The sequence below is a fragment of the Nonomuraea sp. IBHARD001 genome, assembly GCF_056106265.1.
Window position 1 is genome coordinate 5,866,463 of sequence record NZ_JBWBBW010000002.1, and the last position, 15,722, is coordinate 5,882,184.

At 72.5% G+C, this 15,722-nt stretch carries 11 protein-coding genes and 1 riboswitch; of the genes, 4 read left to right on the forward strand and 7 right to left on the reverse strand.

From position 1 onward, the window contains the following. The first annotated feature begins 208 nt into the window (after nt 1–208). Both ACTWNK_RS28900 and ACTWNK_RS28905 read left to right on the forward strand, forming a co-directional pair. Entirely contained in the window at nt 209–3,883 is a 3,675-nt protein-coding gene (locus ACTWNK_RS28900; RefSeq protein ID WP_474307697.1) for an nSTAND1 domain-containing NTPase, read from the forward strand. Nucleotides 3,884–3,893: 10 nt separating this feature from the next. After that, the gene (locus ACTWNK_RS28905) at nt 3,894–4,685 is read left to right on the forward strand and encodes an alpha/beta fold hydrolase (RefSeq protein WP_474307698.1); all 792 of its coding nucleotides are present in this window, start codon (nt 3,894–3,896) and stop codon (nt 4,683–4,685) included. Between the two features lie 5 nt (nt 4,686–4,690). Here the strand turns inward: ACTWNK_RS28905 and ACTWNK_RS28910 are convergent, their stop codons facing one another. Both ACTWNK_RS28910 and ACTWNK_RS28915 read right to left on the reverse strand, forming a co-directional pair. Continuing rightward, entirely contained in the window at nt 4,691–5,395 is a 705-nt protein-coding gene (locus ACTWNK_RS28910) for a carbon-nitrogen hydrolase family protein (protein WP_474307699.1), read from the reverse strand. Between the two features lie 95 nt (nt 5,396–5,490). Then, nucleotides 5,491–6,246, reverse strand: coding sequence for an enoyl-CoA hydratase/isomerase family protein (locus ACTWNK_RS28915; protein WP_474307700.1), 756 nt, complete (start codon nt 6,244–6,246; stop codon nt 5,491–5,493). A gap of 71 nt (nt 6,247–6,317) precedes the next feature. Here ACTWNK_RS28915 and ACTWNK_RS28920 point away from each other — a divergent pair, with 71 nt between their 5' ends. Further along, nucleotides 6,318–7,901, forward strand: coding sequence for a hypothetical protein (locus ACTWNK_RS28920; RefSeq protein ID WP_474307701.1), 1,584 nt, complete (start codon nt 6,318–6,320; stop codon nt 7,899–7,901). Here ACTWNK_RS28920 and ACTWNK_RS28925 read toward each other — a convergent pair. The 5 genes from ACTWNK_RS28925 to ACTWNK_RS28945 form a co-directional block, all read right to left on the reverse strand. Continuing rightward, nucleotides 7,898–8,968, reverse strand: coding sequence for a mechanosensitive ion channel family protein (locus tag ACTWNK_RS28925; protein WP_474307702.1), 1,071 nt, complete (start codon nt 8,966–8,968; stop codon nt 7,898–7,900). The two genes, ACTWNK_RS28920 and ACTWNK_RS28925, sit on opposite strands and share 4 nt — an antisense overlap. A gap of 12 nt (nt 8,969–8,980) precedes the next feature. Next, nucleotides 8,981–9,976: a ribonucleotide-diphosphate reductase subunit beta gene (locus tag ACTWNK_RS28930; protein ID WP_474307703.1), complete on the reverse strand. Its 996-nt coding sequence runs from the start codon at nt 9,974–9,976 to the stop codon at nt 8,981–8,983. Continuing rightward, the gene (locus ACTWNK_RS28935) at nt 9,976–12,153 is read right to left on the reverse strand and encodes a ribonucleoside-diphosphate reductase subunit alpha (protein ID WP_474307704.1); all 2,178 of its coding nucleotides are present in this window, start codon (nt 12,151–12,153) and stop codon (nt 9,976–9,978) included. Before ACTWNK_RS28935 ends, ACTWNK_RS28930 begins: the two co-directional genes overlap by 1 nt. 104 nt (nt 12,154–12,257) lie before the next feature. Beyond that, nucleotides 12,258–12,459: riboswitch (cobalamin riboswitch) on the reverse strand. 4 nt (nt 12,460–12,463) lie between these two features. Beyond that, nucleotides 12,464–13,438 (reverse strand): Bug family tripartite tricarboxylate transporter substrate binding protein, encoded by a 975-nt coding sequence (locus ACTWNK_RS28940; protein WP_474307705.1) that lies wholly within the window; start codon nt 13,436–13,438, stop codon nt 12,464–12,466. Between the two features lie 82 nt (nt 13,439–13,520). Next, nucleotides 13,521–14,135 (reverse strand): ArsR/SmtB family transcription factor, encoded by a 615-nt coding sequence (locus tag ACTWNK_RS28945; RefSeq protein ID WP_474307706.1) that lies wholly within the window; start codon nt 14,133–14,135, stop codon nt 13,521–13,523. A gap of 81 nt (nt 14,136–14,216) precedes the next feature. Here ACTWNK_RS28945 and ACTWNK_RS28950 point away from each other — a divergent pair, with 81 nt between their 5' ends. After that, on the forward strand, nt 14,217–15,626 hold the full coding sequence (locus tag ACTWNK_RS28950) for an alpha/beta hydrolase family protein (protein WP_474307707.1): 1,410 nt from the start codon (nt 14,217–14,219) through the stop codon (nt 15,624–15,626). The last annotated feature ends 96 nt before the right edge of the window (nt 15,627–15,722 follow it).

A 15,722-nucleotide genomic window follows, 5' to 3' on the forward strand; every position in this document is an offset into this window, starting at 1 on the left:
GTCGTCGGTCTCGGGCTCGTGCGGCGTGGCCGTACAGGATTCGGTGTGTGCTCTCATGCGCGTTCCTTCGATGTGGGGTGGAGGATGAAGATCGCGAGGACTGCACACCCGCGACTGCTTTATGTGTAGCTTTCGGCGTGTTGTCCGGCAGCGGTGTGGAGTGCCGGACAATCAACTGCGGTCAACGAAAGCCATGTGAGGGGGCGTGATGGGCCGGCCGGAAAGGCCAGTGGACCCGGAGGCCGGTGCGGTCGAACGCCTGGCCTGGGAGCTGCGGCGCCTACGCGAGGCCGCGGGCAGGCCGAGCTACCGTCGGCTCGCCACCATGGCGCACTACTCGGCCAGCACCCTGGCCGACGCCGCCAAGGGCGAGCGGCTGCCCTCCCTTGAGGTGACGCTCGCCTACGCCCAGGCCTGTGGCGGCGACGCGGCCGAATGGCGGTTGCGCTGGCACGCCGCCGCCGAGACGCCCGCTGAGCGGCCGCACGACCACGCCGACGAGCACCACCCCTACCCCGGCCTGACCGCGCTGCAGCCGGAGCAGGCCGACTGGTTCTTCGGGCGCACGGCCCTGGTCGAACGGCTTCGCGACCTGATCGCCTCCGCGCCGGTCGTCGCCGTGCTCGGCGCGTCGGGCAGCGGGAAGTCCTCGCTGCTGCGGGCGGGGCTGCTCGGCTCGCTGGCCGCAGACCCGGCCTGGCGCACGATGCTCATGACGCCCGGCCACCACCCGATCGCCGAGCTGTCGGACCAGGTGGCGAAGATGTCGGACGCGAACGTGTGCGAGGTCGCCGCCGAACTCGGGGCCGGGAGCACGGCCCTGGACGTCGCGATCCGCGGGGCGCTGGCCGCCGGGCCCGCCGACACCAGGGCGCTGCTCGTCGTCGACCAGTTCGAGGAGCTGTTCACGCTCTGCGCCGACGACGCGGAACGTTCCCTGTTCGTCGCCTCGCTGCTGGACGCCGCACACGGGCAGGAGCGGCGCACGACGGTCGTGCTCGGCGTGCGGGCCGACTTCCTGTCCCGGCTCACGCAGCTTCCCGGGCTGGCCGAAGGGCTGGACGCCCAGGTGCTCGTGGGGCCGATGACGGCGGCCGAGCTGAAGGAGGTCGTCCTGAAGCCCGCGGCGCGTGCCTCGCTCACCGTGCGGCCCGACCTGCTGGCCACCCTGCTGGCCGACGCCTCGGCCGAGCCCGGCGGGCTGCCGCTGCTGGCGCACGCGCTGCTGGAGACCTGGCGGCGGCGCGAGGGCGCCGACCTGACCCTGGCCGGGTACCAGGCCGCGGGCGGCATGCGCGGCGCCGTCGCCACCAGCGCCGAGCAGGTGCACCGCGACCTGAACCCGGCCCAGCGCGAGACCACCCGGCGGATCTTCCTGCGCCTCACCGCGCTCGGCGAAGGCACCGACGACACCAGAAGGCCGATCGCCCGCACCGAACTCGACGGCGTCGAGCACGCGGGCGAGGTGCTCGACCGGCTCGCCGCCGCCCGGCTCATCGTGCTCGGCGACGGCCAGGTCGAGGTCGCGCACGAGGCGCTGATCAGGGCCTGGCCCCGGCTGCACCGCTGGCTCGGCGACGACAGGGCCGCCCTGTTCACCCATCGCCGCCTCACCGAGGCCGCGCACGCCTGGCAGGAGCTGGCCCGCGACGAGGGCGCGCTCTACCGGGGAGCCAGGCTGCAGGCCGCCCGCGCCTGGGCCGATGAGCACCCGGCCGAGCTCAACGCCCTGGAGGCGGCGTTCGTCGAGGCCAGCAGCGCACACGAGCGGGCCGAGGCCGACCGGGCCAGGCGCAGGGCCACCCGGATGCAGCGCATGCTCGCCGCCGTGGTGTGCCTGCTGGTCCTGGCCGCGCTCGGCGGCGTCGTCGCGGTCAGGCAGGGCCTGGAGGCCCGCGACCAGCACCGCCTCGCGCTCGCGGCCGAGAACGCGCTGCAGGCGCGCGGCCTGCTCGCCACCGACCCGCTGCGGGCCGGACGGCTGGCCGCCGACGCCTACGCCCAGGCGCCCGGCCCCGAGACGCTCGGCAGTGTGATCAGCGCCGCCGCCGTCTCCCCCCGTGTCGTGCTCAACGCCGGAGGGCCCACCGTCCAGCAGCTCGCCTTCGCGCCCGCGCCCGGCCGCGCGCTGCTCGCCTCGGCCAACGGCGACGGCACCGTCACACTGTGGGACGCGGCCACCGGGGCCCGCAGCGCCCTGCTCGAAGGACACCGGGGGCGGGTCTGGACCGTCGCCTTCAGCTCCGACGCCACCCGGCTCGCCTCCTCGTCGGTCTCGGGCGCGTCCGGCTCGGTGATCGTCTGGGACGTGCGCACGCGTCGGCGCACGGCCGCCTACGACGTCGACAGGCCCAGCAGGGGCATGGCGTTCAGCCCCGACGGGCGGCGGATCGCGGTCGGCACCACGAGCGGCGACATCGAGCTCATCGACACCACGACCGGCGCGCGGCGCGTGCTCAGCGGGCACAGACGGCCGGTGACGTCGCTGGCGTTCAGCCCCGACGGCGCGCTGCTCGTCTCGGCCAACGGCGCCGAGCCCGCCGTCGCCTGGCGGGTGGCCGAAGGCGAACGGCTCGCCGAGCTGCCCGCCACCAGGACCGACAGCGTCGTGTTCGCCCGCACCGGCCGTCTGCTGGCCGCCTCGGCCGACGAGAGCGGGATGAACCTGTGGGACCTGACCGGCGACAAGGTCAAGGTCCTGCCGACGCCCGACCTGCGCGGCTCCTACGGCTGGGCGGTCTCGGCGCCGGTCGGCGAGCGCATCGCCGTGGCCGACGAGAGCGGCGCCGTCACCGTGTGGGACCTCGCCGGGCGCATGCCGTTGCAGGTCTTCCAGGACCGGGGGCGCAGCGAGACCGGCTCGGTCGTCCTCAGCGCCGACGGGCGGCTGCTGGCCTCGGCCGGGTTCAACGGCAGCATCGTGCTGCACGACCTCGGCCGTGACGCCTTCGCCGGGTCGGGGGCCGCCGTGCACGACGTCAAGGTCGCGCCCGGCGGGGCGCTGGTCGCCTCGGCCGGGGGCGACGGGATGGTGCGTCTGTTCGACGCGGCAGGCGCTCCGGCCGGGGTGCTCGGGCCGCATCCGGACGTCGTGCAGTCGGTCGCCTTCAGCCCGGACGGCGCCGTGCTGGCCGCCGTCACCCGCACCCGCACCCTCACGCTGTGGGAGGTGCGCTCGGGCCGCCGCCTGCTCGCGCCGATCGCCGTGCCCGGCATCGGCACGGCGACCGACGTGGCGTTCACACCCGACGGCCGGTACGTGGCCGCCGCGACGTTCGGGCACGCGGTGTGGCGGATCGCCGATCCGGCGAAACCGGTCGAGGTGCCGTTCGAGCATCCCGGTGTGATCGCGACCACGCTCGGCTTCTTCCGCGACGGGACCCGCATGGTCTCCAGCAGTCCCGGCGGGTACCTCAACATCACCGAGCCGTCCACCGGCCGGAGCCTGGCCAGCCTCCCGACCGGCCAGGGAGCCGTGCAGGACCTGGCCGTCGATCCCGCCGGGACCCTGCTCGCCACCGCCGGTGACGCGCGTACGGTCAAGCTCTGGGCGTTGAAGGACGCCAAGGCCACCGAGCTGGCCACGCTGAGCGGCCACACCGCCTCCATCCAGACCGTCGCCTTCAGCCACGACGGCCGCCTGCTCGCCTCGGCGGGCGACGACCGCACGATCCGCGTGTGGGACGTGCGCGCCCGCCGCCTGGCCGCCACGCTCAGCGGGCACACGGCGCGGATACGGGGACTGGCGTTCACGCCCGACGGCGTGCTGCTGTCCGGCGCGGAGGACGGGCGGGTCGTCAGGTGGCCGCTCAGCCCGGCCTCGGCCCTCGCGACGCTCTGCGCGCGCGACCCGGCAGGCGTCAGCGGGTGCGCGGCCCGGTAACCTCGCGGGCGTGCCCTACGCGACCACCTCCGACGGCGTCACCCTGGCCTACCAGACGGCGGGAGCCGCCGACGGGCGACCGCTCGTGCTGCTCGCCGGGCAGTCCAACCATCACCACTGGTGGGACGGCGTGCGCGAGGACTTCGAGCAGGCCCATCGCACGATCACCCTGGACTGGCGTGGCACCGGCGACAGCGACAAACCCGACCGGCCGTACAGCACGCGGGGGTTCGCCGACGATGTCGTCGCCGTGCTGGACGAGCTCGGCGTCGAGCGGGCCGACGTGTACGGCACGTCGATGGGCGGCCGGGTGGCCCAGTGGCTGGCCGCCGGCCATCCGGACCGGGTCGGCGCCCTCGTGCTCGGCTGTACCTCGCCCGGCGGCCCGCACGCCGTCGAACGCGACCTCGCCGTCCGCAGGGCGCTCGGCCAGCGCGACCGCAGGGCCGCCGGGCGTGCCCTGCTCGACCTGATGTACACCCCCGCCTGGCTGGCCACCCATCGCGGCCCCTACCGGACGACCGGCGATCCGGCCATGCCGTCGTTCGCGCTGCGCCGACACTACGCCGCGAGCGCCGAGCACGACGCCTGGGACGCCCTTGCGACCGTCACCGCCCCGACCTTGATCGTCCACGGCACGGACGACCTGTTCAACCCGTCGGCCAACGCCGCTCTCCTGGCCTCGCGCATCCCCCACGCCGAGACCTGTCTGATCCCGGGCGCACGCCACGCCTACTTCGAGGAGTTCCGCTCGACGGCGGGCCCGGCGGTGGCGGACTTCCTGGCGCGCCATCCGGGTTAGCCGCCTCAGGCCAGCGTCGCCTTGGTGAACGTGCCCGGTTCGGCGCCCGCCCGGGTGCGGACGGCGCCGTCCGGCGACCAGACGGCCGAGCCGCCCGCCGCGTGCGTGTAGCCCTCGCCGGTGGATCCGGCGAAGCTGGACAGGGCCACCCAGACGTGGTGCGTGGTGGCGATGCGACGGCCGCGTTCGTGCTGGATGTCGCTCTCGTGGGCGTGCATGAGCGTTCCGGCGACATAGGCGTCGATGCCCAGGGCGGCGGTGTCGGAGGCGTGCTGCGGGATGCCGGTGTCCTTGCAGATGGCCAGGCCGAGACGCCAGCCGTCGACCTCGAGCACGGCGGGCGCGGCCCCGGGCGTGAACCGGTCGATCTCACTGCCGTCGAGCCAGACCTTGCGGTAGGCCAGGGCGACTCCCGAGGCGTCGACGGCCGCGGTGGCGATGTAGGCGTGCCCGTCCTGCCCGGCCAGGGCCAGCCCCACCAGCGCCACACTGCCCGTCTGGGCGCACGCCTCGACGATGGGCCGCAGCCGGGCGTCGTCGAGGTCGACGGTCGGCGCGTCGAGGTGGTACCCGGTCAGGGAGAGCTCGGGAAAGGCCACCACCCTGGCCCCGGCCGCCCGCACGAGCGCCGCGTGCGCCTCCGCGTTGGCCTCGACGTCGTACGGCTGGCAGAGCGGCTGGGCGACGGCGACGATCAGCGGAGTACGCATAAGGGACTCTCCCGTGATATCGGACACGACAGAGCATTCTGACAGGGACCGGCACGGCCCGCCGTTCCGGGGCGCGGCAGGCGGCCCCGGCCGACTCACCCCTCCCGGGAGGAGAACGGAAAAAGCGGCGGACGGCGGGACAGGAAGGCCGACACCCCTTCGGCCTGCTCGCCGCTCTCCCTGGACACCTTCTGCCACTCCCGCACCCGCCCGTCGCCCGAGCGGCCGTCGACGACCTCCTTGGCCGCCGTCAGCGTGAGGCTGGAGCGCGTCGTCATCGTCGCCGCCAGGGCGTGGACCCGATCGGCCAGCCGGTCGGCCGGATGCGCCTCCTCGACCAGCCCCACGCGCAGCGCCCACGAGGTGTCGAACAGATCGGCCGAGTACAGCAGCAGCTTCGCCGCCCCCGGCCCGACCAGATCGACCAGCCGCCGCGTCGAGGAGTACGGGTAGACGATGCCGAGCTTGGCGGGAGTGATCCCGAAACGTGTGCCTTCGGCGGCGATGCGCAGGTCACAGGCCAGGGCGAGCTGACAGCCGCCGCCCACGCAGAAGCCCTCGATCATGGCGATGACCGGCTTGGGGCACTCGGCGATGGCGCGTTCGGCGCTCACCGTGAGGGCCGTGTCGTCGCCGTCGCGGCTGAGCGCGGCGATGTCGGTGAGATCGGCTCCCGCGCTGAACACCCCGCCCGAGCCGGTCAGCACGACGACGCGCACGGCGGGGTCGGCGCCGAGCGCGGCGAACAGCGTCGGCAGGCTCGCCCACATGTCGGCGGATATCGCGTTGCGTTTGTCGGGCCGGTCGAGGCTCAGGGTGGCCACGCCGTCCGCGAGGTGCTGACGGATCACGCTGACGATTGTGCAGGGCGCTCCCGCGCAGCGGCGCTCCGGGGCCCCGGCCAGCGCCTAGAGTTCCCCCTGTGCGTAGATCATCGCAAAGCCGTACCGAACGTGACCTCACCCCCGTCGAGCGGCGCATCTGGCGCGCCTACCCCAGCGGGCAGTGGGTGGACCTGCGCGAGGGCGACGACGCCGGGGACGACCCGGCGCAGGCCGCCTCCTGGGGGCCCGAACGCGAGGTGCGGGCCGAGGTGCTGGCGGCGCTGCTGCTGGGCGCGGTGGAGCGCAAGCCGGGCCAGGTACCTGGCGTACGGGTGGCGGGCGCCAGGATCGTCGGCAAGCTGAACCTGTCGGACTCCACCCTTGAGGCCAAGCTGCACCTGCTCAACTGCGCGCTGCCCGGCGTGCTGGAGCTGACCGACGCCACGACCAAGGGCGTGCGCTTACGCGGCTGCGACATCCGGCGCGTGCGCGGCGCGCGGGCCACGATCGACGGCCTGCTGGAGCTGGACGGCACCCGGGTGCACGCGGGCGTACGCCTGGACAACGCCCATGTGACCGGCCAGTTCCGCCTGTCGATGGCCGAGCTGTCGGCCCCCATGGCCAGCTCCTACGCCAGCGAGGATCGCATGGCCGACGTGCGCAGGCCCTACAGCGAGCACGACCTGGTGGAGCGCGGCAGGGCGCAGGACGAGTGGGCGCTGTGGGCGGGCGGCCTGGTCGTCGACGGAGGCGCGTTCATGCGGGGGCTGCGCACGCGAGGCGGGCTGCGCCTGGTGGGCGCCAAGTTCCACGGCGGGCTGTGGCTGGAGCGCGCCACCCTGGTGGCGACCGGCGTGCACGCCCTGCAGGGCGACTTCATGGAGGCCACCGCCGCCGAGCTGAGCAGAGGCTTCACCGCACACGGCACGGTACGGCTGCGCAGTGCGAAGATCAACGGAGTGCTGTCCTTCCACGACGCCGAACTGGACGCGACGGGCGGCCGATGCCTGCACCTGAGCCACGCCCAGGTGGAGGAGCTGATCCTCACCCCCGCCGCCCTGCGCGGCGAGGTGAACCTCAACTACTCCCGGATCGGCGTCCTGCTGGATCGGCCCGGCGCCTACCCGGACGGCGTGCAGCTCAACGGCCTGACGTTCGAGTCGTTGCGCGGCGACTGGACGCTGGCCGAACGGCTCGCCTGGCTGTGCCGCGACCCCAGCGGGTACAAACCGCAGCCGTACGAGCAGGTCGCCGCCTGGTACCGCCGGATCGGCGACGAGCCGGACGCCCGCAGGGTCCTGCTGGCCAAACAGCGCGAACGGCGTGAGACGCTTCCCGCTCCCGGCCGGATGTGGGGGCGGCTGCTCGACCTCATGGTGGGATACGGCTACCGCTCGTGGCTGGCCGGGCTGTGGGCGCTGGCCCTGCTGGTGACCGGCTCTGTGGTGTTCGGCGCGGTTCCGCCCACGCTGGTCGACCCCGGCGAGCAGCGCACGTTCAACGCCTTCGTCTACACGCTCGACCTGCTCGTGCCGGTGAGTGTGTTCGAGGTGCGAGGGGCGTGGGAGCCCGCGGGGTGGACGCAGTGGGTGGCGTGGACGCTGGTGGTGACCGGCTGGGTGCTGGCCACGGCCCTGGTCGCGGGCGCCACCCGGGTGCTGCGCCCCTCCCAGGGCGCCTAGGGCATCCGGCCGCCGAACGCGCCCGGCTGCGGCGGCGTCTCGATGCGGAAGCGGGGCAGCGTCTCGGGGTGCCTGGTCCTGATGTACTCCACCAGGTGCTCGCGCACGTCGCACTTGAGGTCCCAGGCCGATGCCGAGTCCGCCGCGCTCATCAGCGCCCGCAGCTCCACCAGCCCGTTCGGCAGCAGATCGGTGACCTGCAGCGTCCAGTCGGTCTGGTCCCACAGCGGGTGGTCCTTGATATAGGTGTGCAGCTCCTCGCGCAGATCGGCCACCGGCACCGACCAGTCGACCCGCAGGAACACCGCGCCGATCACCCTGCTGCCGTGCCGCGTCCAGTTCTCGAACGGATTGGTGGTGAAGTACGAGACCGGCAGCACGACCCGGCGTTCGTCCCACGAGCGCAGCACCACGTACGTGAGCGTGAGCTCCTCGATCCGGCCCCACTCGTTGTTGACCACGACGACGTCGTCCAGGCGCAGCGCGTCGCTGAAGGCCAGCTGCAGCCCGGCCAGCAGGTTGCCCAGCGTGGACTGGGCGGCGATGCCGACGATGGCTCCGGCGATGCCCGCCGAGGCGAGCAGGCCCGCGCCGAGCGTGCGCACCTGCGGGAAGGAGAACAGCATGGCCCCGAGCGCCACCACCACGATGACCGCGGTGGCGACCCGGCGCACGAGCGTGATCTGGGTCCTGATCCGCCTGGCCCTGCGGTTGGCGTCGCCCTCGATCTGCACGAGATGGTCGAGGACGACGTCGGTCACCGCGTAGGCGGCCTGGATGACCAGCCAGGTCACACTCGCGATCAGCATGAGCGTGAGGATCCGGTCGAGTACGGCGCCGCCGGACACCTCCCGGTCGTCACCGACGAGCGAGGGGGCGTAGACCGCGTTGAACGCCACCAGACCGGCCGTCACGAAGCCGGGCCACGTGCACCGCCGTACCAGGTGCCTGGCCAGGTTCCACTTGCGGCCCGCCCGCAGCAGCGCCCGCCTGAGCAGCTCGACGCCGATGATCGCGGCGGCGACCACGGCGATCAGAAGCGGCCAGCTCGGTGACGACACGTTCATGCCCTCCTTGTCTCAGAATGACTCGTCGAAACTCACATTTCCCTCGACGGCCACCTGATATGCGGACACCCGGCGCTCGAAGAAGTTGGCCAGCTCCTGGACGTCCTGCAGCTCCATGAAGGCGAACGGATTGGCCGTGCCGTACCTGGTGGGCATGCCGAGGCGGCGCAGGCGCTGGTCGGCGACGTACTCCAGGTACTGGCGCATGTGCTCGACGTTCATCCCGCCGACGCCGTCGCCGCACAGGTCGCGGGCGAAGGCCAGCTCGGCCGCCACCGCCTCCTCCAGCATCTGGGTGACCTCGGCCGCCAGCTTGTCGTCGAACAGCGAGGGCTCCTCGGCCCTGACCGTGTCGACCACACTGAAGGCGAACTCCATGTGCATGGACTCGTCGCGGAAGACCCAGTTGGTGCCCGTGGCCAGGCCGGACAGCAGGCCGCGCGAGCGGAACCAGTACACGTAGGCGAAGGCGCCGTAGAAGAACAGGCCCTCGATGCAGGCGGCGAAACAGATGAGGTTGAGCAGGAACGCCCTGCGGTCGGCCGCGCTGTCCAGGCTGCGCAGGCCGCCGAGCGAGTCGATCCACTTGAAGCAGAACTCGGCCTTGTCCCTGATCGAGGGGATGTGCTCGACCGCGGCGAACGCCTTGACGCGCTCGTCGGGGTCGGGCAGGTAGGTGTCGAGCAGCGTCAGGTAGAACTGCACGTGCACCGCCTCCTCGAACAGCTGCCTGCTCAGGTACAGGCGGGCCTCGGGGGCGTTGACGTGCTGGTAGAGGTTGAGCACGAGGTTGTTGGCCACGATGGAGTCGCCGGTGGCGAAGAAGGCGACCAGCCGGTTGATGAGGTGGCGCTCCTGCTCGCTCATCCTCGCCAGGTCGGCGAGGTCGGTGTGCAGGTCGACCTCCTCCACCGTCCAGGTGTTGCGGATGGCGGCCCGGTAGCGCTCGTAGAAGTCCGGGTAGCGCATCGGGCGCAGCGTCAGGTCCATTCCAGGGTCGAGCAGCATTACTGGCACGCCTCGCAGATCTCGGGGTTCTCAAGGGAGCACGCGATCGCGTCCTCCAGGGGCTCGGCGGGTGCGGGCACCGCGGCGACCGTGGTCTGGGCGATGCGGGTCGCGGGGCGCGAGCGCAGGTAGTAGGTGGTCTTCAGCCCGGCCTTCCAGGCGTAGGCGTACATCGACGACAGCTTGCCGATCGTCGGCGTGGCCATGAACAGGTTCAGCGACTGCGACTGGTCGATGTACGGCTGGCGGGCGGCGGCCAGGTCGATCAGCGCCTTCTGCGGCAGCTCCCACGCCGTGCGGTAGAGCACCTTCAGATCGGCCGGGATCCCGGCGACGTCCTGGACGGAGCCGTCGGCCCGCTTGAGCGCGTCGCGCATCTCCTGCGTCCACAGCCCGAGGCGCTGCAGGTCCTGCACCAGATAGCGGTTGACCTGGAGGAACTCACCGGACAGCGTCTCGCGCTTGAACACGTTGGACACCTGGGGCTCGATGCACTCGTAGCACCCGGCGATGGAGGCGATCGTCGCGGTCGGCGCGATGGCGATCATCAGCGAGTTGCGCAGCCCGTTCTCGGCCACCTTGGCGCGCAGCGCCTCCCACGCCGCCGAGTCCGCCGCGCCGTAGTGGTCGGCGTGCAGCACACCGCGCGCGGCCCTGGTGTCGTCGTAGGAAGGGTGACGCCCGCGCTCGACGGCCAGGTCGGCCGAGGTGTCGTAGGCGGCCAGCGCGATCTCCTCGGCGATCCGCGTGGACAGCGCGCGCGCCTCCGCCGAGTCGAACGGCAGGCGCAGGCCGAAGAACACATCCGCCAGGCCCATCACGCCGAGCCCGATCGGCCGCCACTTGTGGTTGGCGCTCTCGGCCTCGGGCGTCGGGTAGAAGCCCAGGTCGATGGTCTTGTCCAGGAAGCGCACCGCGGTCCGCACGGTGGCGCGCAGGCGCGGCCAGTCCATGCTGTCGCCCGACAGGTGCGCGGCCAGGTTGACCGAGCCGAGGTTGCACACGGCCGTCTCGCCGTCGCTCGTCACCTCCAGGATCTCGGTGCAGAGATTGGACAGGTGGATGACGTTCTCCGGCAGCGCCGTCTGGTTGGAGGTGCGGTTGGAGGCGTCCTTGAAGGTCATCCAGCCGTTGCCCGTCTGGGCCAGCGTGCGCATCATCCGGCCGTACAGCGTGCGCGCCGGGGTCGTGCGCGACGCCAGGCCCCGCGCCTCGGCGGCACGGTAGGCGGCGTCGAACTCCTCGCCCCACAGGTCGACCAGCTCGGGCACCTCCTTGGGGTCGAACAGCGACCACTCCTGGTCGGCCTCGACCCTGCGCATGAACTCGTCGGGGATCCAGTTGGCCAGATTCAGATTGTGCGTACGGCGGGCCTCCTCGCCGGTGTTGTCGCGCAGTTCGAGGAACTCCTCGATGTCGGCGTGCCAGGACTCCAGGTAGACGCAGGCCGCGCCCTTGCGCCTGCCGCCCTGGTTGACGGCGGCCACGGAGGAGTCGAGTGTGCGCAGCCAGGGGACGATGCCGTTGGAGTGCCCGTTGGTGCCCTTGATCAGCGAACCCCGGGAGCGGACCCTGCTCCACGCGATGCCGATGCCCCCGGCGTACTTAGAGAGCCTGGCGACCTGGCCGTAGCGGTCGTAGATGCCTTCCAGCTCGTCCCGGGGCGAGTCGAGCAGGAAGCACGAGGACAGCTGCGGGCGGCGCGAGCCGGAGTTGAACAGGGTGGGCGAGCTGGGCAGGTACGACAGCGTCGACATCAGCGCGTAGAGCTCGGCCGCCTCGGCGACGGTGGCCGACAGGCCGCAGGCCACCCGCAGGAAGAAGTGCTGGGGGCGCTCCAGCACGGCCCGCGTCTCGGGATGGCGCAGCAGGTAGCGGTCGTAGACCGTGCGCAGGCCGAAGTACTCGAATCTGGCGTCGGCCCCGGTGTCGACGAGCGCGTCGAGCTCGGCGGCGTGCAGGGCGACGAACTCGGCGAGTGAGTCCTGCAGCAGGCCCTCGGCATGACAGGCAGCGACGGAGTCGGAGAAGGAGCGCACACCGTGCGCGGCGCTCTCGTCGGCGATCTCCTCGGCCAGCAGCGCGGCGGCGATCCTGGAGTTCTGCGGGTCGGTGATGACCCTGGCCGCCGCCTCTTCGATGGCCAGCCTGCGGTCGGCCTCAACGATCTGTGTCACGTGCTCTCTCCTCGCGAGCTCTTCCCCCGGCAGGGCACGCGAGAGCATGACGGCATGGATCCACCCCGGCCGTCACCGCCCGCGGACCCTCCCTCGAGGCCCTGGACATTCATCGATCGCCGGCAGGTCTTCGGACTCGCGGGCATGGTGCCTCGGCCTACTGGCCGTCGCTTCCCGGAGAGTCGCCTCTCCAGTGCTTGATGACGGCGGTCGTTCCCGCTCACCGCTGCGGGGCAGTCTCAGATTCGCACTGAGTTCCCTATTGCTCCGCCCCTGCCGGGGCGAACCAGCGACGAGCAGGATCCTACATCTAGTGGCCGTTCCCGCAACTACCCCAACAAGTTGTGTCGGGCGTGTTGAGAAGTCCGAGATCGCGCAACACCGCGCGCAGCCTGTCCGTCTCGGTGCCGAGCCAGGCGGCGAAGTCGTCGCCGCTGAGCGTGATCGGCGTCAGGCCGCCGTCGGCGCAGGCCGTGCGCCAGGGGTCGGAGCCGGTGACACTGTCGCACATCGCGACGGCGTCGTCACGTTCGGTCTCGCTCATGCCCGCCGGGCCGAGCAGGGCGCACCAGTCGGCGAAGTCCAGGCGCACCCCGCACTCGTGCAGGGTGGGGGCGTCGATGCCGGGCAGGCGCTCGGACGAGGATACGGCCAGCGCCCGCACCTTGCCCTTGTCGATGCGCGTGCGCCACTCGCCGACGCCGCCGCAGGCGACTCCGGCCTGGCCGCCGAGCAGGGCGGCGACGACCTCGCCGGTGCCCGGGTAGCCCGCATAGTCGAGCAGGCGGGCATCGGCGCCGACCCCCTGGGCGAGCAGCCCGAACAGCAGGTGGTCGGCCCCGGCCTGCGGCCCTCCGGCCAGCAGCACCCGCCCGGGGTCGGCACGCAGGTGCGAGGCCAGGTCGTCGAACGTGGCCAGCCGCGAGTTGGCGGGCACGACCAGCACCTCGGGTTCGCCGACTAGCCTGGCGATGGGCGTGCTGACGTCCAGGATCGAGCGACCGGAGTTGATCTCGGCGGCGGTCAGCGCGGGCAGCCCGCTGACGGCCAGCTTGGTGGCGGCGTCACGCGCGGCGAACGCGGAGGCGACCGGCGGCAGGTGCCCGGTCCTGCGCATGGCACGGGTGAAGGCGTAGGCGACCGAGCCGAGCTCCTGCTCGCCGGGCACGACGGCGAACTGCCCGAGCGCACGCGTCGCGGGAGCGCCCGCACTGCTCGCGGTGGCGCACCCGCTCGCACACGCGGCCAGTCCCAGACCGAGCGCGAAAAACTGCCGACGGCGCATGGGTGCCCCTCCCCCGAAGTTCCCCCTATACGAGAGGTTATCGACATGTCACTACGTGTCACATATCGGGGGTCTTATTAGCTCATAGGTCGTCGGCTGGCAGTCCGAAAAGCCGGATGTACAGGGGTCTGGCGTCCTCGGTGGCGTTCTCGGCCAAGCGCTTGTGCTTGTAGAGCAGCTCGATGTACTCGTCGAAGAAGGCGGCGAACCCCTCCCTCGTCATCCGGGCCGACCCGCGCGAGAACTTCGCCCAGTCCGGGTCGCGCCGGTAGGCCTCGGGGAAGGCGTCGAGCAGGGCGCGGTCCTCCTCGTAGGACACGCGCTGGAACTCGGCGAGCACCGCCCGGTCCCGCTCGGGCACCTCGTCCGGCGTGGGCAGGCGCACATTGTGGCCCGGCTCGACCTGGCGCCACCAGCGCTCCCTGCCGGTGGACAGCTCCGGGATCTCCTCGATGAAGCCGTGCTTCTCCAACTGCCGCAGGTGGTAGCTGGTCGTGCCGGTCTTGGCCTGGAGGATCTCGCCCAGCGTGGTGGAGGTGGCGGGGCCGTGCACGCCGAGGTGGCGCAGCATCGCCCTGCGCATGGGATGGGCCAGGGCCTTGAGCCTGCCGGGATCGCTCAGCGTCAGCGTCGTCAGGGTCGGCGACATCGAGGGCGGCGGTATCAGGGGCGGCGTCAGGGGCGGCTCATCCTTCATGAGGAGCATCCTATCCACCTGCCGAACGAGTTCTGCAGAGACTTGTTTGCCGAGAGTTCTCTGCAGACTATTGTCGGTCATATGAGAAGAATCCTCCTCCTGGCCGTCCTCTGCGCCGGCCTTCTCGCCGCTCCCGCCGCCTCCGCCTCGGGCGTGCCGCCCGCCGTACCCTCCGATCTGCGGGCGAGCGAGGTCGCCTTCGCCGGGGCCGGTGGGGTCGCCCTGCACGGCACCGTGCTGCGTCCCGCCTCGGCCGAAGGGCGGCTGCCCGGTCTGGTGCTCGTGCACGGGGCCGGTGAGACGCCCCGGACGAAACTGCTCGGCGAGGCCGTGGCGTTCGCCAGGCAAGGGCTGGCCGTACTGGTCTACGACAAGCGCACCGAGGGGTACTCGCTGTTCGAGCGCTCCTACGACCTGCTCGCACTCGACGCCGTCGCCGCGCTCGGCGCGCTCAAGGCGCAGCCGGGCACCGACCCGGCCAGGCTCGGCCTCTGGGGGCTCAGCGAAGGCGGCTGGGTGGCGCCCAACGCGGCGGCGCGCACGGCGGACGCGGCCTTCCTCGTCCTGGTCGGGGCCAACGCGCACGCGCCGCTGCGCCAGCAGAGCTGGGCCGCCGAGTCCGGCCTGCGCCGCGCCGGGGTCTCCGGCTCGCTCATCGGCGCCGTGCGCACCATGCACCGCTTCGTCGCCTCGGCCGGGATGTTCCCCGTGCCCTACTACGACCCCACGCCCGTCCTGCGCTCGGTACGGCAGCCGGTGCTGTCGATCTGGGGTGTGCACGACCTGCTCACCCCGCCGCAGGAGAGCCCGCCGCTGATGGCCGCCGCCCTGGAGTCGGGCGGCAACCGGCACTACACGTTCAGGTACCTGGAGGGCGACCACGCCGCCCACCGCACGCCAGACGGCGGCGTGAGCAGGCTGCCCGACCTCTCCCCCGGCTACGCCGACCTCGTCGGCTCCTGGATCGCCGACGTCACATCGGGCCGCCTGCCCACCGCCGACGTGCCCGCCCGCACGCCCGTCCAGGCCATCGCGACCGTGCCCGTGCCGCCCCTCGCCGGGTGGGAGTCGCCCGCCGTCCAGTTCGGGGTGCTCGGGCTGCTCGTGCTCGCGTTCGCCGCCTACCCGGTCACCGCGGCGGTACGGCGGGTCAGGGGGCGGGGCGTCAGGCCGGTCGGGGTCGCGGCCCGGTGGCTGGCCGCGGGCGGGCTGGTGGTCTCGCTGACGCTGTTCGGGTATCTCACCTCCGTCATGATGTCCAGCGGGAAGCTGGCCTCGCCCGGCCCGATGCTGGCCGGCCGGCCGATCGCCTGGCTGGCCCTGCAGGCGCTGACGCTCGGCGCGCTCGTCGCCACCGCGCTGACCGCACTGGCCTGGCGTCGCGCGGGCACGGGAGTCGCGCGCGGCGAGCGGGTCAGGCTCGGCGCGCTCGTCACCGGGGGTGTGCTGCTGGTGCCGTGGGGGGTGTACTGGGGGCTGCTGCTGCCGTGAGTGCTTTGCCTCGCTGCACGTCACCACGCGCTGCTGCTGCCGTAAACGCTTTGCCCCGCCGCACGTCACCACGTGCCGGCCTGCGCCCACGCCAGG

Coding starts and splice junctions, on each gene's coding strand:
- ACTWNK_RS28945 (WP_474307706.1), bottom strand. CDS start 14,135: ATGAAGGATGAGCCGCCCCTGACGCCGCCCCTGATACCGCCGCCCTCG.
- ACTWNK_RS28910 (WP_474307699.1), bottom strand. CDS start 5,395: ATGCGTACTCCGCTGATCGTCGCCGTCGCCCAGCCGCTCTGCCAGCCG.
- ACTWNK_RS28950 (WP_474307707.1), top strand. CDS start 14,217: ATGAGAAGAATCCTCCTCCTGGCCGTCCTCTGCGCCGGCCTTCTCGCC.
- ACTWNK_RS28925 (WP_474307702.1), bottom strand. CDS start 8,968: ATGAACGTGTCGTCACCGAGCTGGCCGCTTCTGATCGCCGTGGTCGCC.
- ACTWNK_RS28940 (WP_474307705.1), bottom strand. CDS start 13,438: ATGCGCCGTCGGCAGTTTTTCGCGCTCGGTCTGGGACTGGCCGCGTGT.
- ACTWNK_RS28900 (WP_474307697.1), top strand. CDS start 209: ATGGGCCGGCCGGAAAGGCCAGTGGACCCGGAGGCCGGTGCGGTCGAA.
- ACTWNK_RS28930 (WP_474307703.1), bottom strand. CDS start 9,976: ATGCTGCTCGACCCTGGAATGGACCTGACGCTGCGCCCGATGCGCTAC.